This window comes from Pseudomonas sp. Irchel 3A18, assembly GCF_900187465.1.
Lineage (GTDB): Bacteria > Pseudomonadota > Gammaproteobacteria > Pseudomonadales > Pseudomonadaceae > Aquipseudomonas > Aquipseudomonas cichorii.
In genome coordinates, this window is sequence record NZ_FYDI01000001.1 from 529806 (window position 1) to 555755 (window position 25950).

Annotated in this window: 16 protein-coding genes; 10 read left to right on the forward strand and 6 right to left on the reverse strand. The window is 57.5% G+C overall.

The features are described 5' to 3' along the window. Positions 1-51 precede the first annotated feature (51 nt). Positions 52-2460, reverse strand: a complete 2409-nt coding sequence (locus tag CKW23_RS02235; protein ID WP_143498871.1) for a hypothetical protein — start codon at positions 2458-2460, stop codon at positions 52-54. 192 nt (positions 2461-2652) lie between these two features. Then, the gene (locus CKW23_RS02240) at positions 2653-5037 is read right to left on the reverse strand and encodes a hypothetical protein (protein ID WP_095066955.1); all 2385 of its coding nucleotides are present in this window, start codon (positions 5035-5037) and stop codon (positions 2653-2655) included. A gap of 284 nt (positions 5038-5321) precedes the next feature. Between CKW23_RS02240 and CKW23_RS02245 the strand changes: the two genes are divergently transcribed. Both CKW23_RS02245 and CKW23_RS02250 read left to right on the forward strand, forming a co-directional pair. Further along, positions 5322-5825, forward strand: coding sequence for a hypothetical protein (locus CKW23_RS02245; protein WP_025260565.1), 504 nt, complete (start codon positions 5322-5324; stop codon positions 5823-5825). Positions 5826-5870: 45 nt separating this feature from the next. Next, positions 5871-10532, forward strand: coding sequence for an RHS repeat domain-containing protein (locus tag CKW23_RS02250; RefSeq protein WP_095066956.1), 4662 nt, complete (start codon positions 5871-5873; stop codon positions 10530-10532). Between the two features lie 42 nt (positions 10533-10574). Here the strand turns inward: CKW23_RS02250 and CKW23_RS02255 are convergent, their stop codons facing one another. Genes CKW23_RS02255 through CKW23_RS02265 form a run of 3 tightly spaced genes read right to left on the reverse strand, consistent with a single transcriptional unit; the run spans position 10575 to position 13616 of the window. Further along, positions 10575-11537: an alpha-L-glutamate ligase-like protein gene (locus CKW23_RS02255; RefSeq protein WP_177434619.1), complete on the reverse strand. Its 963-nt coding sequence runs from the start codon at positions 11535-11537 to the stop codon at positions 10575-10577. Next, positions 11537-13075 (reverse strand): inactive transglutaminase family protein, encoded by a 1539-nt coding sequence (locus tag CKW23_RS02260; protein WP_095066958.1) that lies wholly within the window; start codon positions 13073-13075, stop codon positions 11537-11539. The genes CKW23_RS02255 and CKW23_RS02260 overlap by 1 nt, the downstream gene beginning before the upstream one ends. A 4-nt stretch (positions 13076-13079) precedes the next feature. Then, on the reverse strand, positions 13080-13616 hold the full coding sequence (locus CKW23_RS02265; RefSeq protein WP_025260562.1) for an ATP-dependent zinc protease: 537 nt from the start codon (positions 13614-13616) through the stop codon (positions 13080-13082). Between the two features lie 350 nt (positions 13617-13966). Between CKW23_RS02265 and CKW23_RS02270 the strand changes: the two genes are divergently transcribed. The 5 genes from CKW23_RS02270 to prpF all read left to right on the forward strand — a co-directional run bounded on the left by CKW23_RS02270 (position 13967) and on the right by prpF (position 20720). Then, positions 13967-14674 (forward strand): GntR family transcriptional regulator, encoded by a 708-nt coding sequence (locus tag CKW23_RS02270; RefSeq protein WP_095066959.1) that lies wholly within the window; start codon positions 13967-13969, stop codon positions 14672-14674. Continuing rightward, positions 14671-15564, forward strand: a complete 894-nt coding sequence (gene prpB / locus CKW23_RS02275; RefSeq protein WP_025260560.1) for a methylisocitrate lyase — start codon at positions 14671-14673, stop codon at positions 15562-15564. Before CKW23_RS02270 ends, prpB begins: the two co-directional genes overlap by 4 nt. A 93-nt stretch (positions 15565-15657) precedes the next feature. Continuing rightward, on the forward strand, positions 15658-16785 hold the full coding sequence (prpC, locus tag CKW23_RS02280; protein ID WP_025260559.1) for a 2-methylcitrate synthase: 1128 nt from the start codon (positions 15658-15660) through the stop codon (positions 16783-16785). 68 nt (positions 16786-16853) lie between these two features. Next, positions 16854-19442: a Fe/S-dependent 2-methylisocitrate dehydratase AcnD gene (gene acnD, locus CKW23_RS02285; protein ID WP_025260558.1), complete on the forward strand. Its 2589-nt coding sequence runs from the start codon at positions 16854-16856 to the stop codon at positions 19440-19442. A gap of 87 nt (positions 19443-19529) precedes the next feature. Continuing rightward, positions 19530-20720 carry a 2-methylaconitate cis-trans isomerase PrpF gene (gene prpF / locus CKW23_RS02290; RefSeq protein WP_095066960.1) on the forward strand — a complete coding sequence of 397 codons (1191 nt, stop codon included), beginning with the start codon at positions 19530-19532 and terminating at the stop codon, positions 20718-20720. 69 nt (positions 20721-20789) lie between these two features. On the opposite strand, the gene CKW23_RS02295 is transcribed toward prpF, so the two are convergent. Then, positions 20790-21608: a pyruvate, water dikinase regulatory protein gene (locus CKW23_RS02295; protein ID WP_025260556.1), complete on the reverse strand. Its 819-nt coding sequence runs from the start codon at positions 21606-21608 to the stop codon at positions 20790-20792. A 194-nt stretch (positions 21609-21802) separates the two neighbouring features. Here CKW23_RS02295 and ppsA point away from each other — a divergent pair, with 194 nt between their 5' ends. From ppsA to rraA, 3 genes are all read left to right on the forward strand, one after another. Then, complete coding sequence (ppsA, locus tag CKW23_RS02300; RefSeq protein WP_095066961.1) at positions 21803-24178, forward strand: phosphoenolpyruvate synthase; 2376 nt, start codon at positions 21803-21805, stop codon at positions 24176-24178. 184 nt (positions 24179-24362) lie between these two features. Then, positions 24363-25355 (forward strand): alpha/beta fold hydrolase, encoded by a 993-nt coding sequence (locus CKW23_RS02305; protein ID WP_095066962.1) that lies wholly within the window; start codon positions 24363-24365, stop codon positions 25353-25355. Between the two features lie 97 nt (positions 25356-25452). Beyond that, the gene (gene rraA / locus CKW23_RS02310; protein ID WP_095066963.1) at positions 25453-25941 is read left to right on the forward strand and encodes a ribonuclease E activity regulator RraA; all 489 of its coding nucleotides are present in this window, start codon (positions 25453-25455) and stop codon (positions 25939-25941) included. Positions 25942-25950 lie beyond the last annotated feature (9 nt).

Here is a 25950-nt window from a genome sequence, read left to right on the forward strand (position 1 = left end):
CTCCTTGTCCCAGGCCACTACCAAATGCAGTGGCCATTCAGGCTTCCTGATTTAATGGTAGGCCCTGCCTATATCCGGGTACTGCGACAAGGGCAGTGGTATGACGGTGTATCCGTAATCGATGGGTATGGGAGCGCCTTCAAATTCCGGCTCGCGAGCAAATGTGCAGGTAATGATGGCGAACCCCGGCAGTTTTTCCTGTGGTTCGGTGTAGACACCCAGTTCATTCACCGAGCCTGTGCCCCCCAGCAATGCCCAGACCAGTTTGTTGTGCGGAACGGGTATAGGCCCGCTGTCGTATTGTTTCATGAAGTTCAATTGGGCTTTGCCTTGCGCCGCCTGGGCCAGATCAACTTCTACCTGTCCGCCCAGTACCTTGTTGATCACCAGTACTTCGGCCTGGCCTATGTTGCCCTGATCGTCAGTCACTTGAATCACATCCTGGATGAACATATCTGTCGAGTTGTCGGCAGAGGCTTTATAGGTTGTGCTCTTGCCCGTAGTGGGGTTCAACTGACCACCTTGGGCCGGGTTCTTCATGGCCCATTTCAGTGGCCTGTCATCAAGAGTTCCAGCGGTAAAGCTCAGTTCGCCATTGGATTTGGTTACCGAGAAGATCGGATTCAGGGAAATGGTCTGGCTGACAATGGAGACAAGGGTTGAAGACGAGGCCGCAATACCTCGTGCTGTTGTGCCTGTCGCGGTAATGATTGCCTGCTGGGAGTCGCTGCCTTGAAGTTCCGCCACTGTAGGTGCGGTATAGACGCCCTCATTGGTGATCGAGCCGAAGGGGCTGGTGTCCCCTGGTAAACCTTGCACGCTCCAGGTCACGGTAGCTGCCGGTGCGACGCTGAATGTCTTGGTGCTGCCCGGATTCAGAATGACTTGTTCGGGTTCTATCACGAAGCTGGTCAGGGAAGGGTCGACATTGCCGAAAATGGCCAGATCTCCGGGTACATGAGCGTCTGTCAGGACCATTGAGTTACTGTCGGGAAACAGGAGATTTCGTAACAGGAATGTGTCGATGTCGGGGATCTTGATGTTGGCAATATGGTTGAAGAAATGCTCGTTCAGCTTTTCGTACCATGTTCTAAAAAATACGGCTCGATGATCGAAACCGAAAAAATTCAGCCAATCATAGTCGCCTATACTGCTCCCGGTTTCAGCACTTACGGTCGTCGAAAACTGGATGGCGCTGGTAATCGGATCTACTTCAGGTGTCATGTCTGTCTTGGTATATAGATTGAATTCAAACTGGCCGTTGACATCCGTATCGTTGCCGTTATTGACATCAACTTTCTGGTTCCAATCGCTTGTGTTATGGGCATTCCACTCTACGTGAAGAGTGTTATTCTGGGCCTTTAATACTACACCGGAGTAGGGGGCTTCCTCCGTGACTTTAATAACAGCGTCTTCCAGTAATCTCAAGGTGCTATGGTGTCCGTCAGAGGAGCTTGTAAATACTGTGCCCGCCGGTTTTACATAGTTTTCTTTCAAGGCTTGTGCATATAAGTGTAAAGCTTTGCCATCTTCATCCGTGGGTGATTTCAGTTCGTAAGTCATATTGGGGTGTTGATTGAGCACTGGCAGAATCAGCTTGCTGAACAGGACTCTATTTGAAAGCAGTACAGCACTCGAGTACTTGGTTCCGTTTTCATCATTGGGAATCAGATACTCGAAGTCGCTGTTTTCGGTAGGGGCGCCACCGTCAGTCCCGCCTTTCAATGTCACCAGCAACACTACGGCGCCGTCGCTGTAGTTGGGTGCTGCCCGGTTTTTGGCCCCAGGTGCCGCCTGGGTACGTATGATAAAATTTTTCGGGGTGAGTGTGGTGTCCATGCTTGTGTTGAGGGCACCCAGGGTATAAACCTGCAGCTCCGGTTTTTCCTTGAAGCGTTCAAGGAAGAAGTTTTTTGCATTGATGATGCTTACCTGGTCCGAGAAGAGGTCGGTATCGAATGCGGTCATTTTTGAGAGATCAATCTGTACGACTCCGGCATCTGTTACGTTGCCGGGTGCATTGATCAGGTCCACATCCATCCATAACGTTGGCCCTGCGGCTCCATTGGGCCGCATGATGGAATGAATGCCTTTGTAACCGCCGACCGGTTCGCTTTTCAGAATGGCCAGTCCTGCGGTAATGGGTTGAGTAATCTTGGCTTTGGAGTGCTCGATATCGGCATTTTCGAAAGAAATCCTGGGCAGGCCTAACTGAATGCCGAAGAAGTTAAGTTTTGAGCCTTCCTCTCCCTCGATATGCCCGTCGATGGGAGACATGTAGTTTTCGGAGGTCAGTTTTTTTATATATTGTTGCAACAGTAACGCATTGGCCCGCCCACGGTTATAAACCACAATGGCGTCCCAGCCCTGGGTCTTGGGGTTTTGCTGTAGCCAGGTCAACAGAGCGTCTCGTGATTTACCGCCTACAGCCTTTATGTGTGTGTCGTCTGGAAGAGTCATGATGGTTTCCATGTAATAAAGAGTGTCGCCTTCCGGGGAGGTTATGCATTTAATGACTAAAGACTGCTGTCGTCGTACAAAACGATGCCTGTTATAAGTTCGTGCAAGCTTCGCTGTGCGGTAAAGAATCTCTACGGTCTTGTGAAAGTTGTCTACTGGCAGAAATACCAGTGGCCTTTCAAGTTCCCTTGTTTATGGGTATTTCATTGCCTTGCCGGAATATTGCGGCAAGGGGAGTGCTATTGCGGTGTATCCATAGTCGACGGGTATGGGCGCGCCTTCGAAGTCGGGTTCGCGAGCAAATGCGCAGGTAATCAAGGCAAATCCCGTGACCTGATATTGCGGTTCGGTATAGAGGCCTGAGGCATCCACGGAGCCTGTACCTGCCAGCAATGTCCATGTCAGTTTCTCTGGCGGAACAGGGGTAAGATCGGCACCGTATTGTTTCAGGAATCTCAGTTGTGCCTTGCCACTCGCAGCCTGGGCAAAATCCACGTCTACCTGCCCGCCGAGCGCTCTGTTGAGGACCAGCACGTGGGCCTGCCCCATGTTGGCCTGATCGTCAGTCACCTGAATGGTTTCCAGAGTGAACATGCCTGAAACCTGAAGCGGTGAGGCCGTATAGGTCGTAGTCAGGCCTGTTTCAGGTTCCAGCCTGCCGCCTTGGCCTGGGTCTTTCATGGCCCATTGCAGCGGTCTTTCATCCGCTATTGCGACGGTGAACTGGAGGCTGCCTTCAGGTTCGGTTACCGAAAAGACCGGGTTCAGGGTAATGGTCTGGGTGATAATCGATACAAGGGTCGAAGAGGACGCTTCCATACCCCGTGTTGTTGTGCCGGTGGCGGTAATGATGACTTGCTGAGTCTCCCGGCCTTCAAGTTCTTGCGCAGTGGGGGCGGTGTACACGCCCTGATCGTTGATTGAGCCGACGGGGTGGCTGTCCCCCGGCAAGCCTTGCACGCTCCAGGTCACTGTGGCAGCGGGCTCGACTCTGAATGTCCGGGTGCTCCCGGGATTCAGGACGGCCTGTTCGGGTTCTATCACGAAACTGGTCAGGGAAGGGCTGACATTGCCGAAGACAGCCAGATCACCGGGGACGTGAGCGTCTGTCAGGACCATCAGGTTATTGTCGGGAAATAGCAGGTTGCGTAACAGGAATGTGTTGATATCGGGAAGCGTCAGACTTTTGGTGAATTCAAAAAGATTGTCCTTGATGACGTTGCGCAAATCATTCATGTAACGATCAAGGTTCTGTGCGTAATGATTCCTTGGCATATCGATTTCGATTTGCTCATCGACCACGTCTTCCTGTTCAAAGTGTATGACGCCGGTGTCAGGGTAGATGCTGAGTGTTGAAGCCAGGTTCAGGTTTGTCTGAATGGTCACTGTTTCATCGGAGTGTGTATCGCTCAGTTCACCTCGGGTGTTGTGATAGTGCATGCTGATGGGGAACGTTTTATTAACCCAGCTGAAGTCGATGGCATCGTGACCGGCTTTGAAGGTTGCACCCGCCAGAGGAATGGTGATCAGGGGAGTGCTGGCGGTGACTATGTAGTTGCTGTAATAACCATTGCATACAAATGTGTAGTCAGGCTTTGTTATCGCTCCTTGTGTGTACTCCAGGTATATGTGCCCCGGTTTTCCCTGCCCATCGGTCGGCGTTTTCGGGGTGAGGGTTTTCCCGGGCAGTACTGAATTCAAGTGATTGGTGATGAGCTTGCTGAACAAGACGTTGTTTGAGATCAGTACAGCACTTGAATACCGGGTGCCGTTTTCATCATTGGGGATCAGATACCTGAAGTCCCCATTTACAGTGGGCGTTCGACCGTCCGTCCCGTTTTTCAGAGTGACCAGCAATACCACGGCGCCGTCGCCATAATTGGGAGCTGCCCTGCTGGTGGCGCCAGGTGCCGGCTGGGTGCGGACGACAAAGTTTTGCGGGGCCAGAGTGGAGTCTGCGCTCTTGTCCAGGGCGCCCAGGGTATAAACCTGTAGTTCCGGGTTTTCCTTGAAACGCTTGATGAAAAAATCTTTTGCATGGATGGCGCTTGCCTTGTCAGAGAACAGGTCGGTATCGAGACTGGTCATTTTTGTGAGATCAATCTGTACCTCTCCGGCTTTCGTGACGTCACCCGGCGCGCTCAGCAGGTCCACATCCATCCATAACGTTGGTCCTGTCGCACCATTGGGCCGCATGATCGAATGGACTGTCTTGTAGCCGCCGGCCGGTTCGCTTTGCAGAATGGCCAGCCCCGCGGTAATCGCTTGAGTCACCCGGGCTGTCGAATGCTCGATATCGGCGTTTTCGAATGAAAGCCGGGGCAGGCCTAACTGGATGCCGAAGAACTTCAGCTTTTCACCTGCTCCCTCTATCTGGCCGTCTATAGGCGCGAGGTAGTTTTCGGCAGTCAGCTTTTTTATATATTGCTGGATCAATAACGCATTTGCCCGGCCCCGGTTATAAACCACGACAGCATCCCAGCCGTGGGTCTTGGGGTTTTCCTTTAACCAGTTCAGCAGTGTATCTCGCGAATCGCCGCCTATGGACGTTGTCTGTGTGACATTTGAAAGAGCCATGATGTTCTCCCGATCATGAGGGATATCGCCTTTTATCCTGGTTATGCATTTGAGGACTCATTCATGTTGTAGCCATTCATAGTGTCATCTGCTGTAAATGCATGTAAGGCGCATGAGCAGGAATGTCCGCCGTCTTCTGTCAATTGTCTACTGGTAGAAATGCCAGTTGCCAGCCATTCAACGGCTGCTAGCATCAGTCACAGTATTATTTTTTCTGCCTGATACTCTCTGGTTTTAAAGTATGCAGGCAGTTTTATAAAATGCTTATAACAGGAATCATTGTCATGACGCGGCGCGTGTTAAAACTTCTGCCATTGATCTCGGTCATGGCCCTATTTACTTCTATGGTCGGCCCTGTTTCATCGGTGCAGGCTGCTGACGCCGATGGGCAGTTGGTTATCTTGAACAAGAAGAATGCAGATGGCACTTACCCGATTAACTGCAGTATTCCTTTTGTCACGTCCACCCTCAACTTTCAGAATAACTCACTGGGGTGTGAGAATGATGATGCGTATGCCTTCAAACTGGAGAATGTTCCCTCGGCGACATTTTTTTCGTTCTATGATTCTCCAGAGTGTACGGAAAGCGGCGGTTTTTCTTATCGATTCAAAACCATCAAGCAGCCTACTCATATGGAACAAGGTTTCGATATTGAGGAAGCCGGGAAAAAGCCAGTGGGTTCGGTTGTTTTGCCTGGCGTGATGTTGATGTCCAGCAGTACGAGTGGTCAGGTGGGCGGAAAACTTTCGTGCGTCAAAATAGAACGTTCCGCCGTTCCATCGCCATAAGAGTCGTTTCTGACAACGCCTGATTTGCATGTTGGAGATCTCTCCATGCCTACGCCTACCGTTCACTCCAATGCCTTCAACTTTCTCAGCGCGGTTCAGGCCGGTGTCGACCCGCGCACCGGGCAGTACACCTGCCTCATTACCTTGCCCGAACTCAAGGCCAACCACCTGTGCGGGCCTACGGTGCCCCTCAGCCTCGGCTTCAGCCCCATGAGCCCCCGCAACACCGGGTTCGGCAAAGGCTGGAGCGTGCGCCTGTCGCACTTCGACACCGTCTCGCGCATCCTCTCGTTGTCCACCAGGGAAACCTTCCGCATCGAAGGTTCTCCCACCCAGCCCACTGTCCCCGAGCGCAAGATCGACAGCTTTCATTTTGCCGTCGAGGCCACCGGCCGCTATCGGGTGACACACAAGTCTGGCCTGGTGGAAATCCTCACCCTGCGCGGCGGTGACACCCTGGCCTGGGTCAGTGAAATCCACTCCGCCGAAGGCCATCGGGTCAGCCTGACCTACGAGAGCTATGCCGGTGAAACCGTGCTGCGCAGTGTCAGTGACGACTATGGCCTGCTGCTCGAGATTACACGCCCCAACTCCGCGCAGATCAATGTCGATTTGCATCCCGGACAAGGCAGTGGCGGCGAACCCCTGGTCCGTTTCAGCCTGATGCTCAGCAATGGCGAAGTCACCCGCATCGTGCTGCCAACCGACAACCAGGCCGCCTGGCGCTTCCAGTACGAACTGATCCATGAATACCTGTGCATGGCGCAGGTGCATAACCCGTTGGGTGGCCATGAACTCATCACCTATGACGCCCAGGGTCATGAGTTTCCGCAGAACCGCTACCCGTCGCTGCCCCGCGTGTTACGGCATGAACAGCGCCCCGGCTTCGGCCAGCCGCCGGTCGAGGTGCGTTATCAATATTCCAGCACCAACTTTCTGGGCTTCAACGCCAGCGGGCTGGTCTGGGACGATGACGGTCTGGACAATCTGTACAAGGCCAACCAGAGCTACACCTACACCAGCACGGAAATGCTCTGGGTCGACGGCCAGGCCCTGCGCACCACAGTACGTGCCTTCAATAACTTCCACCTGCTGACCGAAGAAACCGTTACCCAAAGCGACAATGTGCTCAGCACCCGCACCACTTATCACAGCACGCCGGGCTTGCCCTTCGACCAGCAACCGGCCCAGTGCCAGTTGCCCCGTGAAGTGCTGAAGCTCTGGTATCACCCCAGCGCCTCCAGCCAGACCCATGAAGAAATCACCCGCACCACCTTCGACACCTTCGGTAACCTGCTGACCCAGGAAAACCCCGACGGCACCCTGGAAACCCGGCGCTATTACCCGGCCGCCGGGGGCGATGGCTGCCCGCCTGACCCGCAAGGTTTTGTCAGGACCGTGCAGGACACCACCGTCACGCCGGTCCCCGGCGCGCCCGGCGAGGCCCCGGTGCTGCGCACGGCGTATCGCTACGCGCTGCAAACCGGTGTCGGTGGCGGCGTAACGCCTGGCTGGCTGGCCGTGACCGAGGAGCGCCTGCTGCAAGTGGATGGCCTGGACGAAACCGAACTGCAACACACCGCGTTCACGTACATCAACCAGCCCACCGACCGCTACCAGCACGGGCGCAAGTTGCAGGACACCCAGACCCTCAATGGCCTCTCGACCTTCACCGACTACACCTACCAGAGAACCCGTAACGCCCGCGCCGGAGAAACCGTACAACACACCATCATCAGCCTGAGCACCAGCTTCGACACGGTGCGCAAGACCCATACCCTGCAACACTCGCTGCTCAACGGCCAGCCACTGCTCAACCGCGACGACAACGACGTGGAAATCGCCTACCGCTACGATGCACTGGGCCGGGTCATCGAGGAAACCGCAGCGCCCGGTACACCCTACGAAGCCTCGCGTCATTACCGCTATGTGCTCAGCGCTGTGGAGGGTCAGCAGGCCGAGCAGGAAGCCACCAACGTCAAGGGGGTCAAAACCCGCACCTTGCTCGATGGCATGAACCGGGTGGTGAAGGAGTTGCGGCAAGGCGCTGACGAAAACAACCCTGCCGATTTCTTCCAGACCTACAGCGCGCTGTACGACACGCGCGGGCTGTTGATCGAAGACACCGAGAGTGACTGGCTGCTGGTGGAAGTCGAGGATGAGCCGGAGCTGCAATTGCGTGAACTGCCCCTGACCAACACCTATCAATACGATGACTGGAGTGAACAGCGCAGTATCACCGGCCCGGACGGGATCGAGCGGCACAAGGTCCAGGACCCCATCAAGCGCACCACCAGCGAGTGGCAGGCCGGGATGGGCAAGACCGTCACCGTGAACAATCTGTTCGACAAGCCTGATTCTATCGAGCGGCTGGCGCTGGATGAGTCGCGTATCAGCCTCGAAACCACGACTTACGATGGTCTTGGGCGAACCTTCGGGCAATTCGATGCGTTGCGCAATTACCGGGAGTCCAGGTATGACGCCTTTGACCGCCTGCGCATCAGTCAACTGCCTGACAGGGCACAGGTAGAGCGGACCTACGCCTTGCACAGCCGCGAGGACTTGCCTGTATCGATTGCTGTCGATGGCGTGGTAGTAGGCGAACAGACATTCGATGGTTTGAAGCGCATGACCGGCTCCACCATTGGTGGGCGGGTCAGCCGGTTCGAGTATCCAGGCGGTCAGCTACAGCCCGGCAAGGTCTATACGCCAGGCGGCGAGGTAATTGACTATGTCTACCAGCCTCAATTGGGTGAGCAGCCGACCCAGCGCAAGATGCTGAGTAGCACGGCCGATTACACCTATGACCTGCAGAGTGCCCGTCTGCTGAGCAGCAAGGAACAGGATCAGGAACTGGAGCGCGATTACTACGGCAATGGCGAGATCAAGGAGGAGCGCAGGGTTCAGGGCGGCGAAGCCTATGCCATGCAGTATCGCTACAGCTTCAAGGGGCTGTTGCTCGGATATACCGATGTACTCGGCCAGACCCAGACTTATCGCTATGACGAAAGCGGTCGGCTCGAACAACTCGATGCTGGCTCGCTGGTCTCGGCTTTTGGCTATAACGCCCAGGGGCTGCTTGACAGCATCACAACGGTGGACAGCGGCCAGAGCTTGAGTGTCAGCCTGGAGTACGACGATGCAGGTCGTGAGGTCTTGCGCAGTTTTACTCTGCCGGGAGGAACAAAACAGCAACTGGTTCAGGCCTATGACGCGGCCGATCACCTGAAACAGCGCACCTTGAAAGAGGGCAGCACGGTGCTGCGTGATGAAACCTTCGTTTACGATGCCAGGGGGCGGCTGGAGCGGTACACCGCTTCCGGACCTGATGCGCCGGTGGACCCGCAGGGCAAACAGATCCAGAGCCAGACGTTCACGTTCGATGCGCTCGATAATATCCTGAGCGTCGAGACGGTGTTCGCAGGTGGCAGCAATATGGCCGAGTACGAATATACCGGGCAGGACCCGACCCAGCTCAGTGCCGTGCGTAACAGCCATGCCGATTATCCTGCCAATATCGAGCTGGATTACGATGACAACGGCAACCTGACGCTCGACGAAGCCGGGCGTTCTCTTGAGTACGATGCGTTGAGCCGTTTACTGGCCGTTTCTGCCAACGATGGGTCTGCTGTGGTGGATTATGGCCATGACGCGCAGGATAGCCTGATCCGCTCCAGCGAAGCGGGTGCTCATGAACAGCGTTTCTACCGGGAAGGGCAACTGGCCAATCAGTTGCAGGGTGCGCAGCAGCGAACCTTTATCGGGAACAGGGATACCTTGCTGGCCGAACGTCTGGGCGGAGCAACGGATGCGACTTTGCTGCTGGCGACCGATGCAAAAAAGACGGTAATGGCTGAGGCCGATGCAGGCAGCGTCACGTCTGCCGAATACAGCGCTTATGGTCATCGCAGCGACACACCGGCAGTGGACAGCCGCTGCGCCTTCAACGGCGAACTGCGTGAGCCGTCCACGGGCTGGTACCTGCTCGGTCAGGGATATCGCGCCTACAACCCGGTGCTGATGCGGTTTCATAGCCCGGATAGCCTTAGCCCGTTTGATCGGGGAGGGTTGAATCCTTATGCGTATTGTCTGGGAGACCCGGTCAATTATCTGGACCCTGATGGGCATATGCCGAAATGGTTGATGCCGGTCATCGGGATTGGGCTTTCGATTGTCGGTATTGTTGCCAGTGTTGCTACGTTGGGCACGGCAGCACCCGCAGCGGGTGCGGGCGTAGCTGCGGCTTGGGGGGCGTTGAGTGTTGCTTCGCAGGTATCGGTTGGGCTTGGGGTTGTATCCGGCGTGACGGGGGTGGCGAGTGGCGTAGCTTCGGTTTCTGCTCCCGATTCTAATGCAGGTGCGATTTTGGGGTATGTATCGGCGGGATTGGGGGTCGCGAGTGCGGTGGCGGGAATTGGGTCTTTTATCCATGCAAGGAGTGTTTTGGAAAGTGAAAAAGTTGACACATTCTTAGCTCTTCGGGACTTTAACAGAGGTCAGAGTAGAAGCACTCCACACGCATCTACTGCCGCTGCTCGCCCTACTACTACTAGTAGGTATTTGGCTAGTAGAGGTGATGCCAGTCAGTCTTCTGTTAGAACTGTTACACAGTTGGAGGATGATATTGTTCCACCTGATTTGTTAGGGTTCAGGGATACGTTCCTTAGAGTATTTAAAGGCCAGGATATGTGGGGGGACCCTCTGTGAGGGACAGTTCAATCTTTAAGCTGGGGGCTCACAGGATCCGACTCACCCAAACATCTCCTGCACAAACTGCACCCGTTGTTCAGGCGTCTCCTTGACGCCCTTGCGTGCCAACTCCTCCAGACGCGCCTCAACCGCCTGGGTCCGGTGAGTCAGCCCGCAGTTGTTGGCGATCTGGATATTCAGGCCGGGGCGGGCGTTGAGTTCAAGGATCAACGGGCCTTTCTCCTGGTCCAGCACCATGTCGACGCCGATGTAGCCCAGGCCACATAGCTCGTAGCACTCGGCGGCGAGTTTCATGAAGCCGTTCCAGTAAGGCAGTTGCACACCGTCCACGGGGTTGGTGGTGTCGGGATGTTTGTTGATGATGCTGTTGAGCCAGGTGCCTTCAAGGGTCACGCCGCTGGCCAGGCCCACGCCGACACCAATAGCGCCCTGGTGAAGGTTGGCCTTGCCGCCGGACTGGCGCGTCGGCAGGCGCAGCATGGCCATGACCGGGTAGCCCATTAGCACGATGATGCGGATATCGGGCACGCCTTCGTAGCTGATGCTCTTGAAGATCTGATCCGGAATGACCCGGTACTCAATCAGTGCCCGGTCCCGATGCCCGCCCAGTGAATACAGCCCGGTCAGGATGCTGGACACCTGATGCTCGATGTCCGAGTGGGTGATGATGCGCCCGGAAACCGTCTTGTAATGCCCCTCGAAGCGGTCGGCCACCACCAGAATCCCGTCGCCGCCTGCGCCTTGCGCGGGCTTGATGACGAAGTCGGTGTGCTTGCCCAGGATGTCGTCGAGCCGGTCGATTTCCTTTTCCGTGGAAATGATGCCGTACATTTCCGGGACCTGGATACCCGCCTGCATGGCCCGTTCCTTGGTGATGATCTTGTCATCGACAATCGGGTACAGGCTGCGCTTGTTGTACTTGAGCACGTAGTCGGCGTTACGCCGGTTGATGCCCATGATGCCCTTGGCTTCCAGGGCTTTCCAGGTCTTCCACAAACCGATCATTTGGCGTCTTCTGCTTTGAGGAAGGCCTTGAAGCGCAGCAGTTCGGTCAGGCGATAGCCACGGTATCTGCCCATCGCCAGCATGAAGCCGACCAGAATCAGCAGCACCGCCGGGAAGGTGAATACAAAGTACGTCAGCTCCGGCACGCTCATGATCAGGTGCGCCAGAGAGGCTGCGAACAGGGTGCCGATAGCCACTTTCATGGCATGGCCGCCACCGCGCTCTTCCCAGGTGATCGACAGGCGCTCGATGGTCATGGTCAGAATCACCATCGGGAACAGGGCTACCGACAAGCCGCGTTCCAGACCCAGTTTGTGGCTGAACAGGCTGATGGCCGCGATCAGCACCACGACAAAGGTCAGGACCACCGACAGGCGCGGCAGCATCTGCAGTTTCAGGTGTTCAAGGTAGGAGCGCAACGACAGGCCCAAGGCCGTGATCACGGTAAACAGCGCGATACCAAAGCCCAGTTGGGTTTCCCTGAAGGCCAGGGCGATCAGCACCGGGGTGAAGGTGCCGAGTGTCTGCAGGCCGACCAGATTGCGCAGGATCAGGATGACCAGTACGCCAATCGGGATCATCACCATGATCATGAAGGTCTGTTGGGTTTGCAGGGGCAGGCCGTACAGCGAATAGGACAGGAAGTCCGTGTCGGTGCTTTCATCGGTCAGCTTGGCCAGCCGCATGGCGTTCATTTCGCTGTTGTTGAGGGTAAAACTGACTGTGGCCTTTCTGCCGCCATCGATGCTGATCAGGTTCTCGTCGCCCGTCCACCACAGCAGCCGGTCATCCGGCAGACCGGCTTCGCCGGTGTCCGGGTTGAAATACAGCCATTCCTTGCCATTGAAACTGCGCAGCCACAGCTCGGGTGTCTGTGGCTGGTCGGTGATCAGGCGCAGGGTGTGTACCTTTTCCATCGGCACGTGGGCCATGGACAGTAGAAGCTCCGTGATCTGGGCTTTCTTGACGGCTGAAGTGTCTCCCGCCAGCAGCAGCCTGGCGTTGTCGTCCTTGAGGTTGTTGACGCGCTTGATGGCTTCGCTGATGAAGGTTTCAACATCGGCAGAGTGGCGGCGAATAGGGGCAAGCAAGGCTTCGGCGGCGATTTTTTCGGCGCCTTCTACCGCAATGCTGTCGCGAAAGATCGGGCCTTTGCTCTTGGGCTTGTCTGCGCCGTAGCGTTTGGTCAGCACCAGCCGGTAATACAGCGTCTGGTTGCCATTGGCGCGGCGTGAGGACCAGGTGACTTTGCGGTTGCCGTCGACGCGGTTGACGCTGACGCCGTAATTATTGGAGATGAAGCTTTCGTTGAGGCTGATGTAGTCCGTGGTCAGAGGCGGGACGAACATCTGGATCTTGATCGACTCTTTACTGTTGGCCTGGAACTCTACCTTGGCGTCGATATTCCACAGGTTGTCGGTCTCGTCCTCGGTCAGCGGGATGCCGAGGATGACAATCTGATAGGCCGTGATCGCGATGCCGAGTGTCACCAGGAGCGTGATCAGGATTTTCAGATGGAGTGTAAGAGAGCGCATGTATTTACTCTGCGTTTTGAACGACGGAGGCACAGGCGGGCTTGCCCGCCACAAATTTGAGACTTGGATCGACCAGCGCATCGAAGTGTTTGAGTGCATCGGAGCCAATCAAAAGCGGGTATTGGAAAGCACTTCGGTCGGTCAAGTTCACTTCAATGGTGCGTAAAACTTCACCCATGCAGATATCGAGGTTGATCACCGGGCGTGCGCTGTACTTTTTCTCGTCGTCCGGGTCGACATCGTCGGCTCGCCGCTTGATCTGGCTGATGCGCGTCAGGGGCTGTTCGATGGGGTGGGCGTGGCTGTTGTCGATGGCCAGGTAGAACCTGACCCAGTTCTCGCCGTTGCGCTTGAAGTGTTTGATATCACGCGCACTCAGCGATGCGGTCTTTGCGCCGGTGTCGAGTTTGGCGGCGACCTCAAGGTCAATGTTGGTGAGTCTGGCGTATTCGTTCAGGCCGTAGACGGTCTTGTTGGCGGCAGCGCACAGGGCAGGAAGAAACAGCAGACAGAGCAACGTGGTGAGGGTTTCGAGTCTCATAGGTCCTTGCGCAACAGGCGGAAAGCTTCAGGGCCGCAGCGCAGGTTTTTCAGCCTGGCGTGCTGGCAGGCCGTGTCCTTTGAAGAGCTGCACTGGGCAGATGCGGTCGCCATTCTAGCATGAAGGTTTCGTGATGCCAGTTATCACTGCCTGTCGTAGTAATGCCGATCAGTCAGGGCTATGAATAACGTTGTGGGAGGCAGCTTGTTTGTGTCTTCACTGATTGACATTAGCCTGTAGGGGAGGACGCCGTTGCATTGGTGGATTGTCGACAATCGCAAGAATTGTTTTGACGAAAATTGCCGTATTTACTAGATTTGTCCTCATGTAATTTTGAAGGTGTCGACAATATGCTGGATGCAGTCGAGGCTTCCACGGCCGTCGTCGAGGACTCGGAAACGCTTTCCGAAAACGTCTTCAGGCGTATTCAGGCGGCTATCGTCAAAGGCGAGATCGCCCCCGGCAGCAAGATTTCCGAGCCGGAGCTGGCCCGCACCTACGGCATCAGCCGCGGGCCGCTGCGTGAGGCCATTCACCGACTGGAAGGTCAGCGACTGCTGGTGCGGGTTCCGCATGTGGGCGCGCGCGTCGTATCGCTCAGCCATGCCGAGCTGATCGAACTGTATGAAATTCGTGAATCCCTTGAGGGCATGGCCTGCCGTCTGGCCGCCGAGCGCATGACCGCCGAACAGATCGATGAGTTGCGCACTGTGCTCGATACCCATGAGCGCGATGCCGCGTTTCAGGCCGGAGTGGGTTACTACCAGCAGGAAGGGGATTTCGACTTCCACTACCGGATCATTCAGGGCAGCGGTAACAAGACCCTCAGCCAGATGCTCTGTGGCGAGCTTTATCAGTTGGTGCGCATGTACCGCATCCAGTTTTCCACCACCCCCAATCGTCCGCGCCAGGCCTTTGCCGAACACTATCGCATTCTTGACGCCATTGCCGAGCGCGACGGTGAACTGGCCGAATTATTGATGCGCCGCCATATCGGCGCTTCCAGACGCAACATCGAGCGCCATTACCAGGCGGCTCCCGACCGAGGTGAGAAATGAGTCACGACAATAAAACTCCCGGCCAGCGTTTCCGTGATGCCGTTGCCAGTGAGCAACCTTTGCAGGTCGTGGGGGCGATCAATGCCAATCATGCGCTGCTGGCCAAGCGCGCCGGGTTCAAGGCGATTTATCTGTCGGGCGGCGGAGTGGCCGCTGGCTCCCTGGGGATTCCAGACCTGGGGATCACCGGGCTGGATGATGTGCTGACGGATGTGCGACGCATCACCGATGTCTGCGACCTGCCATTGCTGGTGGATGTGGACACCGGTTTCGGTTCTTCGGCGTTCAACGTGGCGCGCACCGTCCGGTCGATGATCAAGGCGGGCGCGGCGGCCATTCATATCGAGGATCAGGTGGGTGCCAAGCGTTGCGGGCATCGTCCCAACAAGGAAATCGTCTCCCAGCAGGAAATGGTCGACCGCATCAAGGCTGCGGTGGATGCGCGAACCGATAGCAGTTTCGTGATCATGGCGCGTACCGATGCTCTGGCAGTCGAGGGCCTGGAGTCGGCGCTGGAACGGGCAGCGGCCTGTATCGAGGCCGGTGCCGACATGGTTTTTCCCGAGGCCATCACCGAGCTGAGCATGTACAAGCAGTTTGCCAATCGGGTGGGTGTGCCGATTCTGGCCAACATCACCGAGTTTGGTGCAACGCCGCTGTTTACCGTCGATGAGCTGCGCGCCGCTGACGTTTCGCTGGTGCTCTATCCTTTATCGGCATTCCGCGCCATGAACAAGGCGGCGGAAAACGTCTATGGCGCCATTCGCCGTGATGGCACGCAACAGAATGTGATCGACACCATGCAGACACGCATGGAGCTGTATGACGCCATCGACTATCACACCTTCGAGCAGAAGCTGGATGCGCTGTTCGCTCAGAAGAAGGGTTGATGTACACACTTGTGCCAATCGGCATGCATGGAATTCATCTGCGAAGAAAAACGAATCGCCAATTCCCGATAATTTCAAGAACTGGAGAATGCAATGGCTGAAGCAAAAGTATTGAGCGGCGCTGGCCTGCGGGGTCAGGTTGCCGGCCAGACTGCCCTGTCCACTGTCGGCCTCGCGGGTGCGGGCCTGACTTACCGTGGCTATGATGTGCGCGAACTGGCCGCCGAGGCCCGCTTTGAAGAGGTCGCCTACCTGCTGCTCTACGGCGAATTGCCGACCCAGGCACAACTGAACGCCTACATGGACCGCCTCAAGAGCCTGCGGGACCTGCCAAAGGCACTGAAAGAAGTGCTGGAGCGCATTCCCGCCGACACCCATCCGATGGATGTGATGCGTACTGGCGCTTCGATGCTCGGTACCCTTGAGCCGGAGCTGAGCTTTGAACAGCAGCGCGATGCCACGGACCGGCTGCTGGCCGCCTTCCCGGCAATCATGTGCTACTGGTATCGTTTCTCCCATGACGGCAAGCGCATTGATTGCGTGACGGATGAAACCTCCATTGGCGGCCACTTCCTGCACCTGCTGCTCGACAAATCCCCCAGCGAACTGCATCGCAAGGTCATGGATGTCTCACTGATCCTTTACGCCGAGCATGAGTTCAACGCCTCGACCTTTACCGCACGGGTCTGCGCTTCGACCCTGTCGGACCTTTATTCCTGCATCACGGCAGCCATCGGCACCTTGCGCGGCCCGCTACATGGTGGTGCCAACGAAGCGGCCATGGAAATGATCCAGCGCTTTGCATCGGCCGACGAGGCCACCAAGGGCACTCTTGGGATGCTGGAGCGCAAGGAAAAGATCATGGGCTTCGGCCATGCGATCTACAAGGAGTCCGACCCGCGTAACGAGGTCATCAAGGGTTGGTCGAAAAAGCTCGCGGACGAAGTGGGCGATACCGTGCTGTTCCCGGTTTCCGAAGCCATTGACAAGACCATGTGGGAGCAGAAGAAGCTGTTTCCCAATGCGGACTTCTACCATGCCTCGGCGTATCACTTCATGGGCATTCCCACCAAGCTGTTCACGCCGATCTTCGTCTGTTCGCGCCTGACCGGCTGGGCTGCTCACGTTTTCGAGCAGCGCGCCAATAACCGCATCATCCGCCCGAGTGCCGAGTATGTCGGCGTCGAACAGCGCACGTTCGTGCCCATCGAACAGCGCTGAAGAGAGAAGGGGAGCCGCCCATGAGTTCCCCTCTCTACTCCCAAACTCCGTGATCGAGTCCCCGTGCCATGAACACTGAATACCGCAAGCCGCTTCCCGGAACCTCGCTGGATTACTTCGACGCCCGTGGGGCCATCGAAGCCATCAAGCCGGGTGCTTACGACCTGTTGCCCTACACCTCACGGGTGCTGGCCGAAAACCTGGTGCGCCGCTGTGATCCGGCCACACTGAAGGCTTCCCTGAGTCAGCTTGTGGAGCGCAGGCGCGACCTGGATTTTCCATGGTTTCCGGCGCGTGTGGTGTGTCATGACATTCTGGGGCAGACCGCGCTGGTGGATCTGGCCGGTTTACGCGATGCCATTGCTTCCCAGGGCGGCGACCCTGCGCTGGTCAACCCGGTGGTGCCGGTGCAGTTGATCGTCGACCACTCGCTGGCTGTGGAATGTGGCGGTAACGACCCGCAGGCTTTCGAGAAGAATCGGGCCATTGAGGATCGTCGCAACGAGGACCGCTTTCACTTTATCGACTGGACCAAAAAGGCCTTCAAGAACGTCGAAGTGATCCCGCCGGGCAACGGCATCATGCACCAGATCAACCTGGAGAAAATGTCCCCGGTGGTGCAGGTCCGCGAAGGCGTGGCTTTCCCGGACACCCTGGTGGGCACTGACAGCCATACGCCCCATGTGGATGCTCTGGGCGTCATCGCGATTGGTGTCGGTGGCCTGGAAGCGGAAAACGTCATGCTCGGGCGCGCCTCCTGGATGCGCCTGCCGGATATCGTCGGCGTCGAGCTGACCGGTCGCCGCGAGCCCGGCATTACCGCCACTGACGTGGTGCTGGCTTTGACTGAATACCTGCGCAAGCAGAAAGTCGTCGGTGCCTATCTTGAGTTTTACGGTGAAGGTGCATCGAGCCTGACACTCGGGGACCGGGCGACGATTTCCAATATGGCCCCGGAATACGGCGCCACTGCCGCGATGTTCTCCATCGATCAGCAAACCATCGATTACCTGCGCCTGACCGGGCGCGAGGACGAGCAGGTGCGTCTGGTGGAGCTGTATGCCAGACACACAGGGCTGTGGTCCGACAGTTTGCAGCAGGTGGACTACGAGCGGGTATTGAGCTTCGACCTGTCCAGTGTGGTACGCAATATGGCCGGGCCATCCAACCCTCATGCCCGCGTCGCCACCACGGACCTTGCGGCCAAAGGCATTGCCGGACAGTGGCAGGACGTGCCGGGCCAGATGCCGGATGGCGCAGTGATTATTGCTGCCATCACCAGTTGCACCAACACCAGCAACCCGCGGAACGTGATCGCGGCTGGCTTGCTGGCGCGCAACGCCAATCGCCTTGGCCTGAGTCGCAAGCCTTGGGTGAAATCGTCGCTGGCACCCGGTTCCAGAACGGTTGCGTTGTATCTGGATGAGGCGGGGCTCACTTCGGAGCTTGAGCAACTGGGCTTTGGCGTCGTGGCGTTTGCCTGCACCACTTGCAATGGCATGTCCGGCGCGCTGGAGCCGAAGATTCAGCAGGAAATCATCGAGCGCGATGTGTATGCCACGGCTGTGTTGTCCGGCAATCGCAACTTCGACGGGCGTATCCATCCGTATGCCCGGCAGGCCTTTCTGGCTTCGCCGCCGTTGGTGGTGGCCTATGCCATTGCTGGCACCATTCGTTTCGATATCGAAAACGATGTGCTGGGCATTGCCGACGGCAAGGAAATCCGCCTCAAGGATATCTGGCCGAGCGATGAGGAAATCGATGCAGTGGTCAAGACGTCGGTCAAGCCGGAGCAGTTCCGGCAGGTCTACATTCCGATGTTCGCTCTTGAGGAAGATTACGGCCTGAAAGTCGAGCCGCTGTATGACTGGCGCCCGATGAGCACTTACATCCGCCGTCCGCCGTATTGGGAAGGCGCGCTGGCCGGCGAGCGCACGCTCAAGGGCATGCGCCCGCTGGCGGTGCTGCCGGACAATATCACCACCGATCACTTGTCGCCTTCCAACGCGATCCTGCTCGACAGCGCGGCGGGTGAGTACCTGGCGAAGATGGGCCTGCCGGAAGAAGACTTCAACTCTTATGCAACTCACCGCGGCGACCACCTGACCGCACAGCGTGCCACCTTCGCCAACCCGCAATTGCTCAACGAAATGGCCGTGGTGGATGGCAAGGTCAAAAAGGGTTCGCTGACCCGGATAGAGCCAGAAGGCAAGGTCACCCGCATGTGGGAAGCCATCGAAACCTACATGGAGCGCAAGCAGCCGCTGATCATCATCGCTGGTGCTGACTACGGGCAGGGCTCGTCCCGGGACTGGGCGGCCAAAGGCGTGCGTCTGGCGGGTGTGGAGGCCATTGCTGCCGAGGGTTTCGAGCGTATCCATCGCACCAATCTGGTGGGTATGGGCGTCTTGCCGCTGGAGTTTCAGGCTGGCACCAATCGCCTGACGCTGGGGATCGACGGCACTGAGACATTCGACGTGATCGGCAAGCGCACGCCACGGGCAACCCTGACGCTGGTGATCCAGCGCAAGAACGGCGAGCGCCTGGAAGTGCCGATGACCTGCCGCCTGGATACCGCCGAAGAGGTGTCTATCTATGAGGCAGGCGGCGTGCTGCAACGATTCGCCCAGGACTTTCTGGAGTCTGCACAAGCCTGATATACCCTGTAGGAGCGAATTCATTCGCGAACGGTTTTTCATGAATGAATTCGCTCCTGCAGAGGTTCACCTTCAAGGAAGCCTCTCATGCCTTACACACCACAGATCAGAATCCCGGCCACTTACATGCGCGGCGGCACCAGCAAAGGCGTGTTTTTCAATCTGAAGGACCTGCCCGACGTTGCACAGGTTCCTGGCCCGGCCCGTGACGCATTGCTGCTGCGGGTCATCGGCAGCCCAGATCCTTACGAAAAACAGATCGATGGCATGGGCGGTGCGACGTCCAGTACCAGCAAGACGGTCATCCTGTCGCGCAGCAGCAAGGCCGACCACGATGTCGATTACCTCTTCGGCCAGGTGTCCATCGACAAGCCTTTTGTCGACTGGAGTGGCAACTGCGGCAACCTTTCGGCTGCCGTCGGCTCGTTTGCCATCAGTCAGGGGCTGGTGGACAGCGCTCGCATTCCCCACGACGGCGTTGCGGTGGTGCGAATCTGGCAGGCCAATATCGGCAAGACCATCATTGCCCATGTGCCCATCACCGGCGGTGAGGTGCAGGAAACCGGCGACTTTGAACTCGATGGCGTGACTTTTCCGGCCGCCGAAGTGCAACTGGAGTTCTTGAACCCCGCTGCAGATGAAGAGGGCGCGGGCGGTTCGATGTTTCCTACCGGCAACCTGGTCGATGAGCTGCAGGTGCCGGGTATCGGCACGCTCAAGGCGACCATGATCAACGCCGGTATCCCCACAGTCTTCGTCAATGCCGCTGATATCGGCTATACCGGCACCGAGTTGCAGGGCGATATCAATGGCGACGCCCAGGCGCTGGCGAAACTGGAAAGCATTCGGGCTCACGGCGCATTGCGCATGGGGCTGATCAAGAGCATCGACGATCCTGCGCTGCGTCAGCACACCCCCAAGGTAGCCTTCGTTGCCGGGCCTGCGGACTATCTGTCGTCCAGCGGCAAGCCGGTCAACAGACAGGATATCGACCTGCTGGTGCGGGCCGTCTCCATGGGCAAACTGCACCACGCCATGATGGGCACTGCCGCCGTGGCTATCGGCACTGCTGCGGCGATTCCGGGCACGCTGGTCAATCTTGCAGCAGGTGGCGGCGAGCGTGAGTCCGTGACGTTCGGACACCCGTCCGGCACCTTGCGCGTGGGGGCTCAGGCGCAGCAGGAAGAGGGCGAATGGAAGGTCACCAAGGCCATCATGAGCCGTAGCGCCAGGGTGTTGATGGAAGGTTGGGTGCGGGTGCCGGGCTCAGTGCTTTAACCGGTCGCGGCCAAGGCCTTTCCCGCATAAATGTTGGGAGGGGCCTTGGCCGCGACGAGCCATGTGAGCTTACTTGAAGCGCCGCTCAACCCCTTTTTCTACAAGCACCTTGGCTGAAATCTCTTCCACAGAGAAATGTGTGGAATTGATGTTCGGGATGTTTTCCCGGCGGAACAGACTTTCCACTTCGCGCACTTCGAACTCGCACTGGGCATAGCTGGAATAGCGGCTATTGGGCTTGCGCTCATGACGGATGGCCGTCAGGCGGTCCGGGTCGATGGTCAGGCCGAACAGTTTGCTGCGGTGAGCCTTGAGGGCTTCGGGCAGTTGCAGGCGCTCCATGTCGTCCTCTGTCAGCGGGTAGTTGGCGGCGCGGATACCGAACTGCATGGCCATATACAGGCAGGTCGGCGTCTTGCCGCAGCGTGAGACGCCCACCAGGATGATATCGGCCTTGTCGTAATAATGAGTGCGCGCGCCGTCGTCGTTGTCCAGGGCGAAGTTCACGGCCTCGATACGCTCCATGTAATTGGAGTTGTGACCGATGGAATGCGATTTGCCCACCGAGTAGGAGGAGTGTGAACTAAGCTCTTGCTCCAGCGGCGCAAGGAAGGTCGAGAAAATGTCGATCATGAAGCCGTTGGAGGTTGCCAGGATCTCGCGAATTTCCTGGTTGACGATGGTATCGAAGATGATCGGTCGCACCTCGTCCCTGTCGGCGGCATTGTTGATTTGTTGTACCATCGCCCGCGCCTTCTCGACGCTGTCGATATAGGGGCGCGTGAACTTGTTGAACGTAATGTTTTCAAATTGTGCCAGCAGGCTCTGGCCCAACGTTTCAGCGGTGATGCCTGTGCCGTCCGAGATGAAGAAAGCGGATCGTTTCATTTGCGCCCTTGGCCTTAAGCTGGTGACGATTCTTGGATATCATAGGCGCGCTTGCCGGCCCAGATGGCCTGCATTCTCACCTTTTTTCAAGGTTACTGCTTCAAGTCGGTCCAGAAATACCCGCTGTCACACCGCGCGTGGCTCGGGTGCATGAGCTTTTCCCAACAACAAACACAGTTAGTGGAGAGATCACCTTGGTAGAGTACGTAGTTTCCCTCGATAAGCTCGGCGTCCATGATGTGGAGCACGTGGGAGGCAAGAACGCATCCCTCGGCGAAATGATCAGCAACCTGGCAGGCGCTGGTGTTTCGGTGCCCGGTGGTTTCGCTACGACAGCCCAGGCCTACCGTGATTTCCTTGAGCAGAGCGGTCTGAACGATCAGATCCATGCAGCTCTGGACGCTCTGGATGTCGACGACGTCAATGCCCTGGCCAGAACCGGCGCACAGATTCGTCAGTGGATCATGGAGGCCGAGTTCCCCGAGAAGCTCAATGCCGAGATTCGTACGGCTTTCGCCGCCTTGTCGGCAGGCAACCCGAATCTGGCAGTGGCAGTGCGTTCTTCGGCAACGGCAGAAGACTTGCCCGATGCCTCCTTCGCAGGCCAGCAGGAAACCTTCCTCAATATCCGCGGTGTCGATAACGTCATTCGTGCGGCCAAGGAAGTCTTTGCTTCGCTCTTCAATGACCGCGCCATTTCCTACCGTGTGCATCAGGGCTTCGACCACAAGCTGGTGGCCCTGTCGGCAGGTGTTCAGCGCATGGTCCGCTCCGAAACCGGTACTGCCGGGGTGATGTTCACCCTCGATACCGAGTCGGGCTTCCGTGACGTGGTGTTCATCACCGGCGCCTATGGCCTGGGCGAAACCGTGGTGCAGGGCGCGGTCAACCCGGACGAATTCTATGTCCACAAGGACACCCTGACTGCCGGTCGCCCGGCTATCCTGCGCCGCAATCTGGGCAGCAAGGCCATCAAGATGATCTACGGCGACGAGGCCAAGGCCGGTCGTTCGGTGAAAACCGTCGATGTCGACGCTGCCGACCGTGCGCGTTTCTGTCTGACCGATGCCGAGGTCAGCGAACTGGCCAAGCAAGCGATGATCATCGAGAAGCACTACAAGGCTCCGATGGACATCGAGTGGGCCAAAGATGGCGACGACGGCAAGCTCTATATCGTTCAGGCGCGTCCTGAAACCGTGAAAAGCCGTTCCGCGGCCAATGTCATGGAGCGTTACCTGCTCAAGGAAACCGGTAATGTGCTGGTCGAGGGCCGTGCCATCGGTCAGCGCATCGGCGCGGGCAAGGTACGGATCATCAAGGACGTGTCCGAGATGGACAAGGTCCAGGCCGGCGATGTGCTGGTTTCCGATATGACCGACCCGGACTGGGAACCGGTCATGAAGCGCGCCAGCGCCATTGTCACCAACCGTGGTGGCCGTACCTGCCACGCCGCGATCATCGCTCGTGAACTGGGTATTCCGGCCGTTGTGGGTTGCGGCAATGCCACTCAATTGCTGCAGGACGGGCAGGGCGTCACCGTATCCTGCGCCGAAGGCGATACCGGTTACATCTTCGAGGGTGAGCTGGGCTTCGACATCAAGACCAACTCGGTCGATGCCATGCCTGAGCTGCCGTTCAAGATCATGATGAACGTCGGCAACCCCGATCGCGCGTTCGACTTCGCCCAGTTGCCCAATGCCGGTGTCGGTCTGGCGCGCCTGGAGTTCATCATCAACCGCATGATCGGCGTGCATCCCAAGGCGCTGCTCAACTACGCCGGCCTGCCGCCAGAGATCAAGGACAGCGTCGACAAGCGTATTGCCGGTTACAGCAATCCGGTGGATTTCTATGTCGACAAGCTGGTCGAAGGCATCAGCACCCTGGCCGCAGCGTTCACGCCGAAGAAGGTCATTGTGCGTCTGTCGGACTTCAAGTCCAACGAATACGCCAACCTGATCGGCGGCAAGCTGTACGAGCCGGAAGAAGAAAACCCGATGCTGGGTTTCCGTGGCGCTTCGCGTTACATCAGCGAGAACTTCCGCGACTGCTTCGAGCTTGAATGCCGTGCCCTCAAGCGTGTGCGCGAGGACATGGGCCTGACCAACGTCGAAATCATGGTGCCTTTCGTGCGTACCCTGGGCGAGGCGAGCCAGGTCATCGAGCTGCTGGCGGCCAATGGTCTCAAGCGTGGCGAAAACGGTCTGCGCATCATCATGATGTGCGAATTGCCGTCCAACGCGATTCTGGCCGAAGAGTTCCTGGAGCACTTCGACGGTTTCTCCATCGGTTCCAACGACCTGACCCAGTTGACGCTGGGCCTGGACCGCGATTCGGGTGTCATTGCGCACCTGTTCGACGAGCGTAACCCGGCGGTCAAGAAGCTGCTGTCCAATGCCATCCAGGCCTGTAACAAGGCCGGGAAATACATCGGCATTTGCGGTCAGGGTCCTTCGGACCATCCGGATCTGGCTCGCTGGCTGATGGAGCAGGGCATCGAAAGCGTTTCGCTGAACCCGGACTCGGTACTGGAAACCTGGTTCTTCCTCGCGGAGGGTCAGGCGCCTGCCTGAGTTTTTTCCGATGTGATGCAATAGCGTCTTGAATCGTCTAGGGTTTCAAGCGTTTCGAGGAAGGGCGGTTTTTTCGGAAACCGCCCTTTTTCATGCAAGGCCCCAAAGGGGGCAACCGAACCAGCAGTTTCATCCGTCTGTCAGAGGCGACCCGATGCCTTTGAAGCCTAGATAAAAGAGCAATATGCAAAGCAGCAGCAATCTTTTTCCCGTTGCCTTGATCAGTGCCGAGCGTCGTGGCGATCTGGTCGAGGACGTCTATCGCTTGAAGCCTGCCAACAGCCCTGACTCCAGTGTCGAGCTGGCTGTTACCCGTCTCGGTCTGGTGGATCAGCCCGATGTGCGCGGTGTGCCTGTCATTCTGTTGCATGGCAGCTTTTCCAATCGCCGCTTCTGGTATTCCCCCAAAGGCATCGGCCTCGGGCCGTTCCTGGCACGTGCCGGTTACGATGTGTGGATTGCCGAGATGCGTGGCCATGGCCTTTCGGCCCGCAATCAGGACTATCGTCGCAATCGCGTGGCGGATTATGCCCGCTACGATCTGCCGGCCATTGCTGCGTTCGTTCGCGAACAGAACGGTCAGGTGCCGCACTGGATCGGCCACTCCCTGGGCGGTACCACGCTGGCGGCGGCGCTGGGTGGTCAATATCTCGGGCCTGAGGGTGCTGCATCGGCAGCCTTGTTTGGCAGTCAGATCAGCCGTACCTATTGGCCATTGAAGATTCCGCCAGTGCAGTGGACCGGGCGTCTGTTGCTCAAGCCTTTCGAGCATATTTCCGGGCCGCGTCTCAAGCGTGGGCCGGAGGACGAACCGATTGGCGTTGTCCTGGAAAGCATGCGCTGGCATGGATTGTTCGGGCGTTTCGGTGATCGTGACAGCAACTGGTGGACCGGGCTGGCCAGTGTCGAAGTGCCGGTACTGGCAGTGGCTGCGGTGGGCGATCATCAGGATCCGGTCTGGGCCTGCAAGATGCTGTTCGATCAGTTTGGCTCCCCGCAGCGACAGTTTCTGTGCCTGGGGCGCGAGCATGGCTTCAATGAAGATTTCGATCATGTGCGGATGCTGGTCAGCAAAGGCGCGCAGCAGCAGGTCTGGCCGCGAGTGCTCGACTGGCTGCAAGAGCGTTCTGCGTCCAGCGGCGAGCTTCCCCAATTACAGGAAGCGGTAGGGCAATAGCCTGGTTTTGTGTTTGTATGAAAGTCGGGGCGAAAGTTGAGGTCAAAGCCACTATGCTGCCCTGAGCATTCCCATCTCTCACCGACAGGAGTTAGCCATGCATTATTCGACCCCCGATTTGTGTGATGCCTATCCAGAGCTGGTGCAAGTCGTAGAGCCCATGTTCAGCAGCTTCGGCGGCCGTGACTCCTTTGGTGGCGAGATCGTGACCATCAAGTGCTTCGAGGACAACTCACTGGTGAAAGACCAGGTGGCACTCGACGGCAAAGGCAAGGTTCTGGTCGTCGATGGTGGTGGCTCTCTGCGTTGTGCGCTGTTGGGCGATCTACTGGCTGACAAGGCTGCGAAAAGCGGCTGGGAAGGCTTGTTGATCTATGGCTGCATCCGCGATGTCGACGTTGTGGCGCAAACCGATCTGGGCGTGCAGGCGCTGGCCAGTCACCCGAAAAAGACCGACAAGCGCGGCATCGGTGATTTGAATGTCCCGGTGACCTTTGCCGGCGTCACTTTTCGGCCGGGCGATTACCTGTATGCCGACAATAATGGTGTGATCATTTCTCCGTCCTCTCTGAAAATGCCGGAATAAGCGAAGCAA

Coding starts and splice junctions, on each gene's coding strand:
- CKW23_RS02235 (WP_143498871.1), bottom strand. CDS start 2,460: ATGACTCTTCCAGACGACACACACATAAAGGCTGTAGGCGGTAAATCA.
- CKW23_RS02240 (WP_095066955.1), bottom strand. CDS start 5,037: ATGGCTCTTTCAAATGTCACACAGACAACGTCCATAGGCGGCGATTCG.
- CKW23_RS02245 (WP_025260565.1), top strand. CDS start 5,322: ATGACGCGGCGCGTGTTAAAACTTCTGCCATTGATCTCGGTCATGGCC.
- CKW23_RS02250 (WP_095066956.1), top strand. CDS start 5,871: ATGCCTACGCCTACCGTTCACTCCAATGCCTTCAACTTTCTCAGCGCG.
- CKW23_RS02260 (WP_095066958.1), bottom strand. CDS start 13,075: ATGCGCTCTCTTACACTCCATCTGAAAATCCTGATCACGCTCCTGGTG.
- CKW23_RS02265 (WP_025260562.1), bottom strand. CDS start 13,616: ATGAGACTCGAAACCCTCACCACGTTGCTCTGTCTGCTGTTTCTTCCT.
- CKW23_RS02270 (WP_095066959.1), top strand. CDS start 13,967: ATGCTGGATGCAGTCGAGGCTTCCACGGCCGTCGTCGAGGACTCGGAA.
- prpB (WP_025260560.1), top strand. CDS start 14,671: ATGAGTCACGACAATAAAACTCCCGGCCAGCGTTTCCGTGATGCCGTT.
- prpC (WP_025260559.1), top strand. CDS start 15,658: ATGGCTGAAGCAAAAGTATTGAGCGGCGCTGGCCTGCGGGGTCAGGTT.
- acnD (WP_025260558.1), top strand. CDS start 16,854: ATGAACACTGAATACCGCAAGCCGCTTCCCGGAACCTCGCTGGATTAC.
- prpF (WP_095066960.1), top strand. CDS start 19,530: ATGCCTTACACACCACAGATCAGAATCCCGGCCACTTACATGCGCGGC.
- CKW23_RS02295 (WP_025260556.1), bottom strand. CDS start 21,608: ATGAAACGATCCGCTTTCTTCATCTCGGACGGCACAGGCATCACCGCT.
- CKW23_RS02305 (WP_095066962.1), top strand. CDS start 24,363: ATGCAAAGCAGCAGCAATCTTTTTCCCGTTGCCTTGATCAGTGCCGAG.
- rraA (WP_095066963.1), top strand. CDS start 25,453: ATGCATTATTCGACCCCCGATTTGTGTGATGCCTATCCAGAGCTGGTG.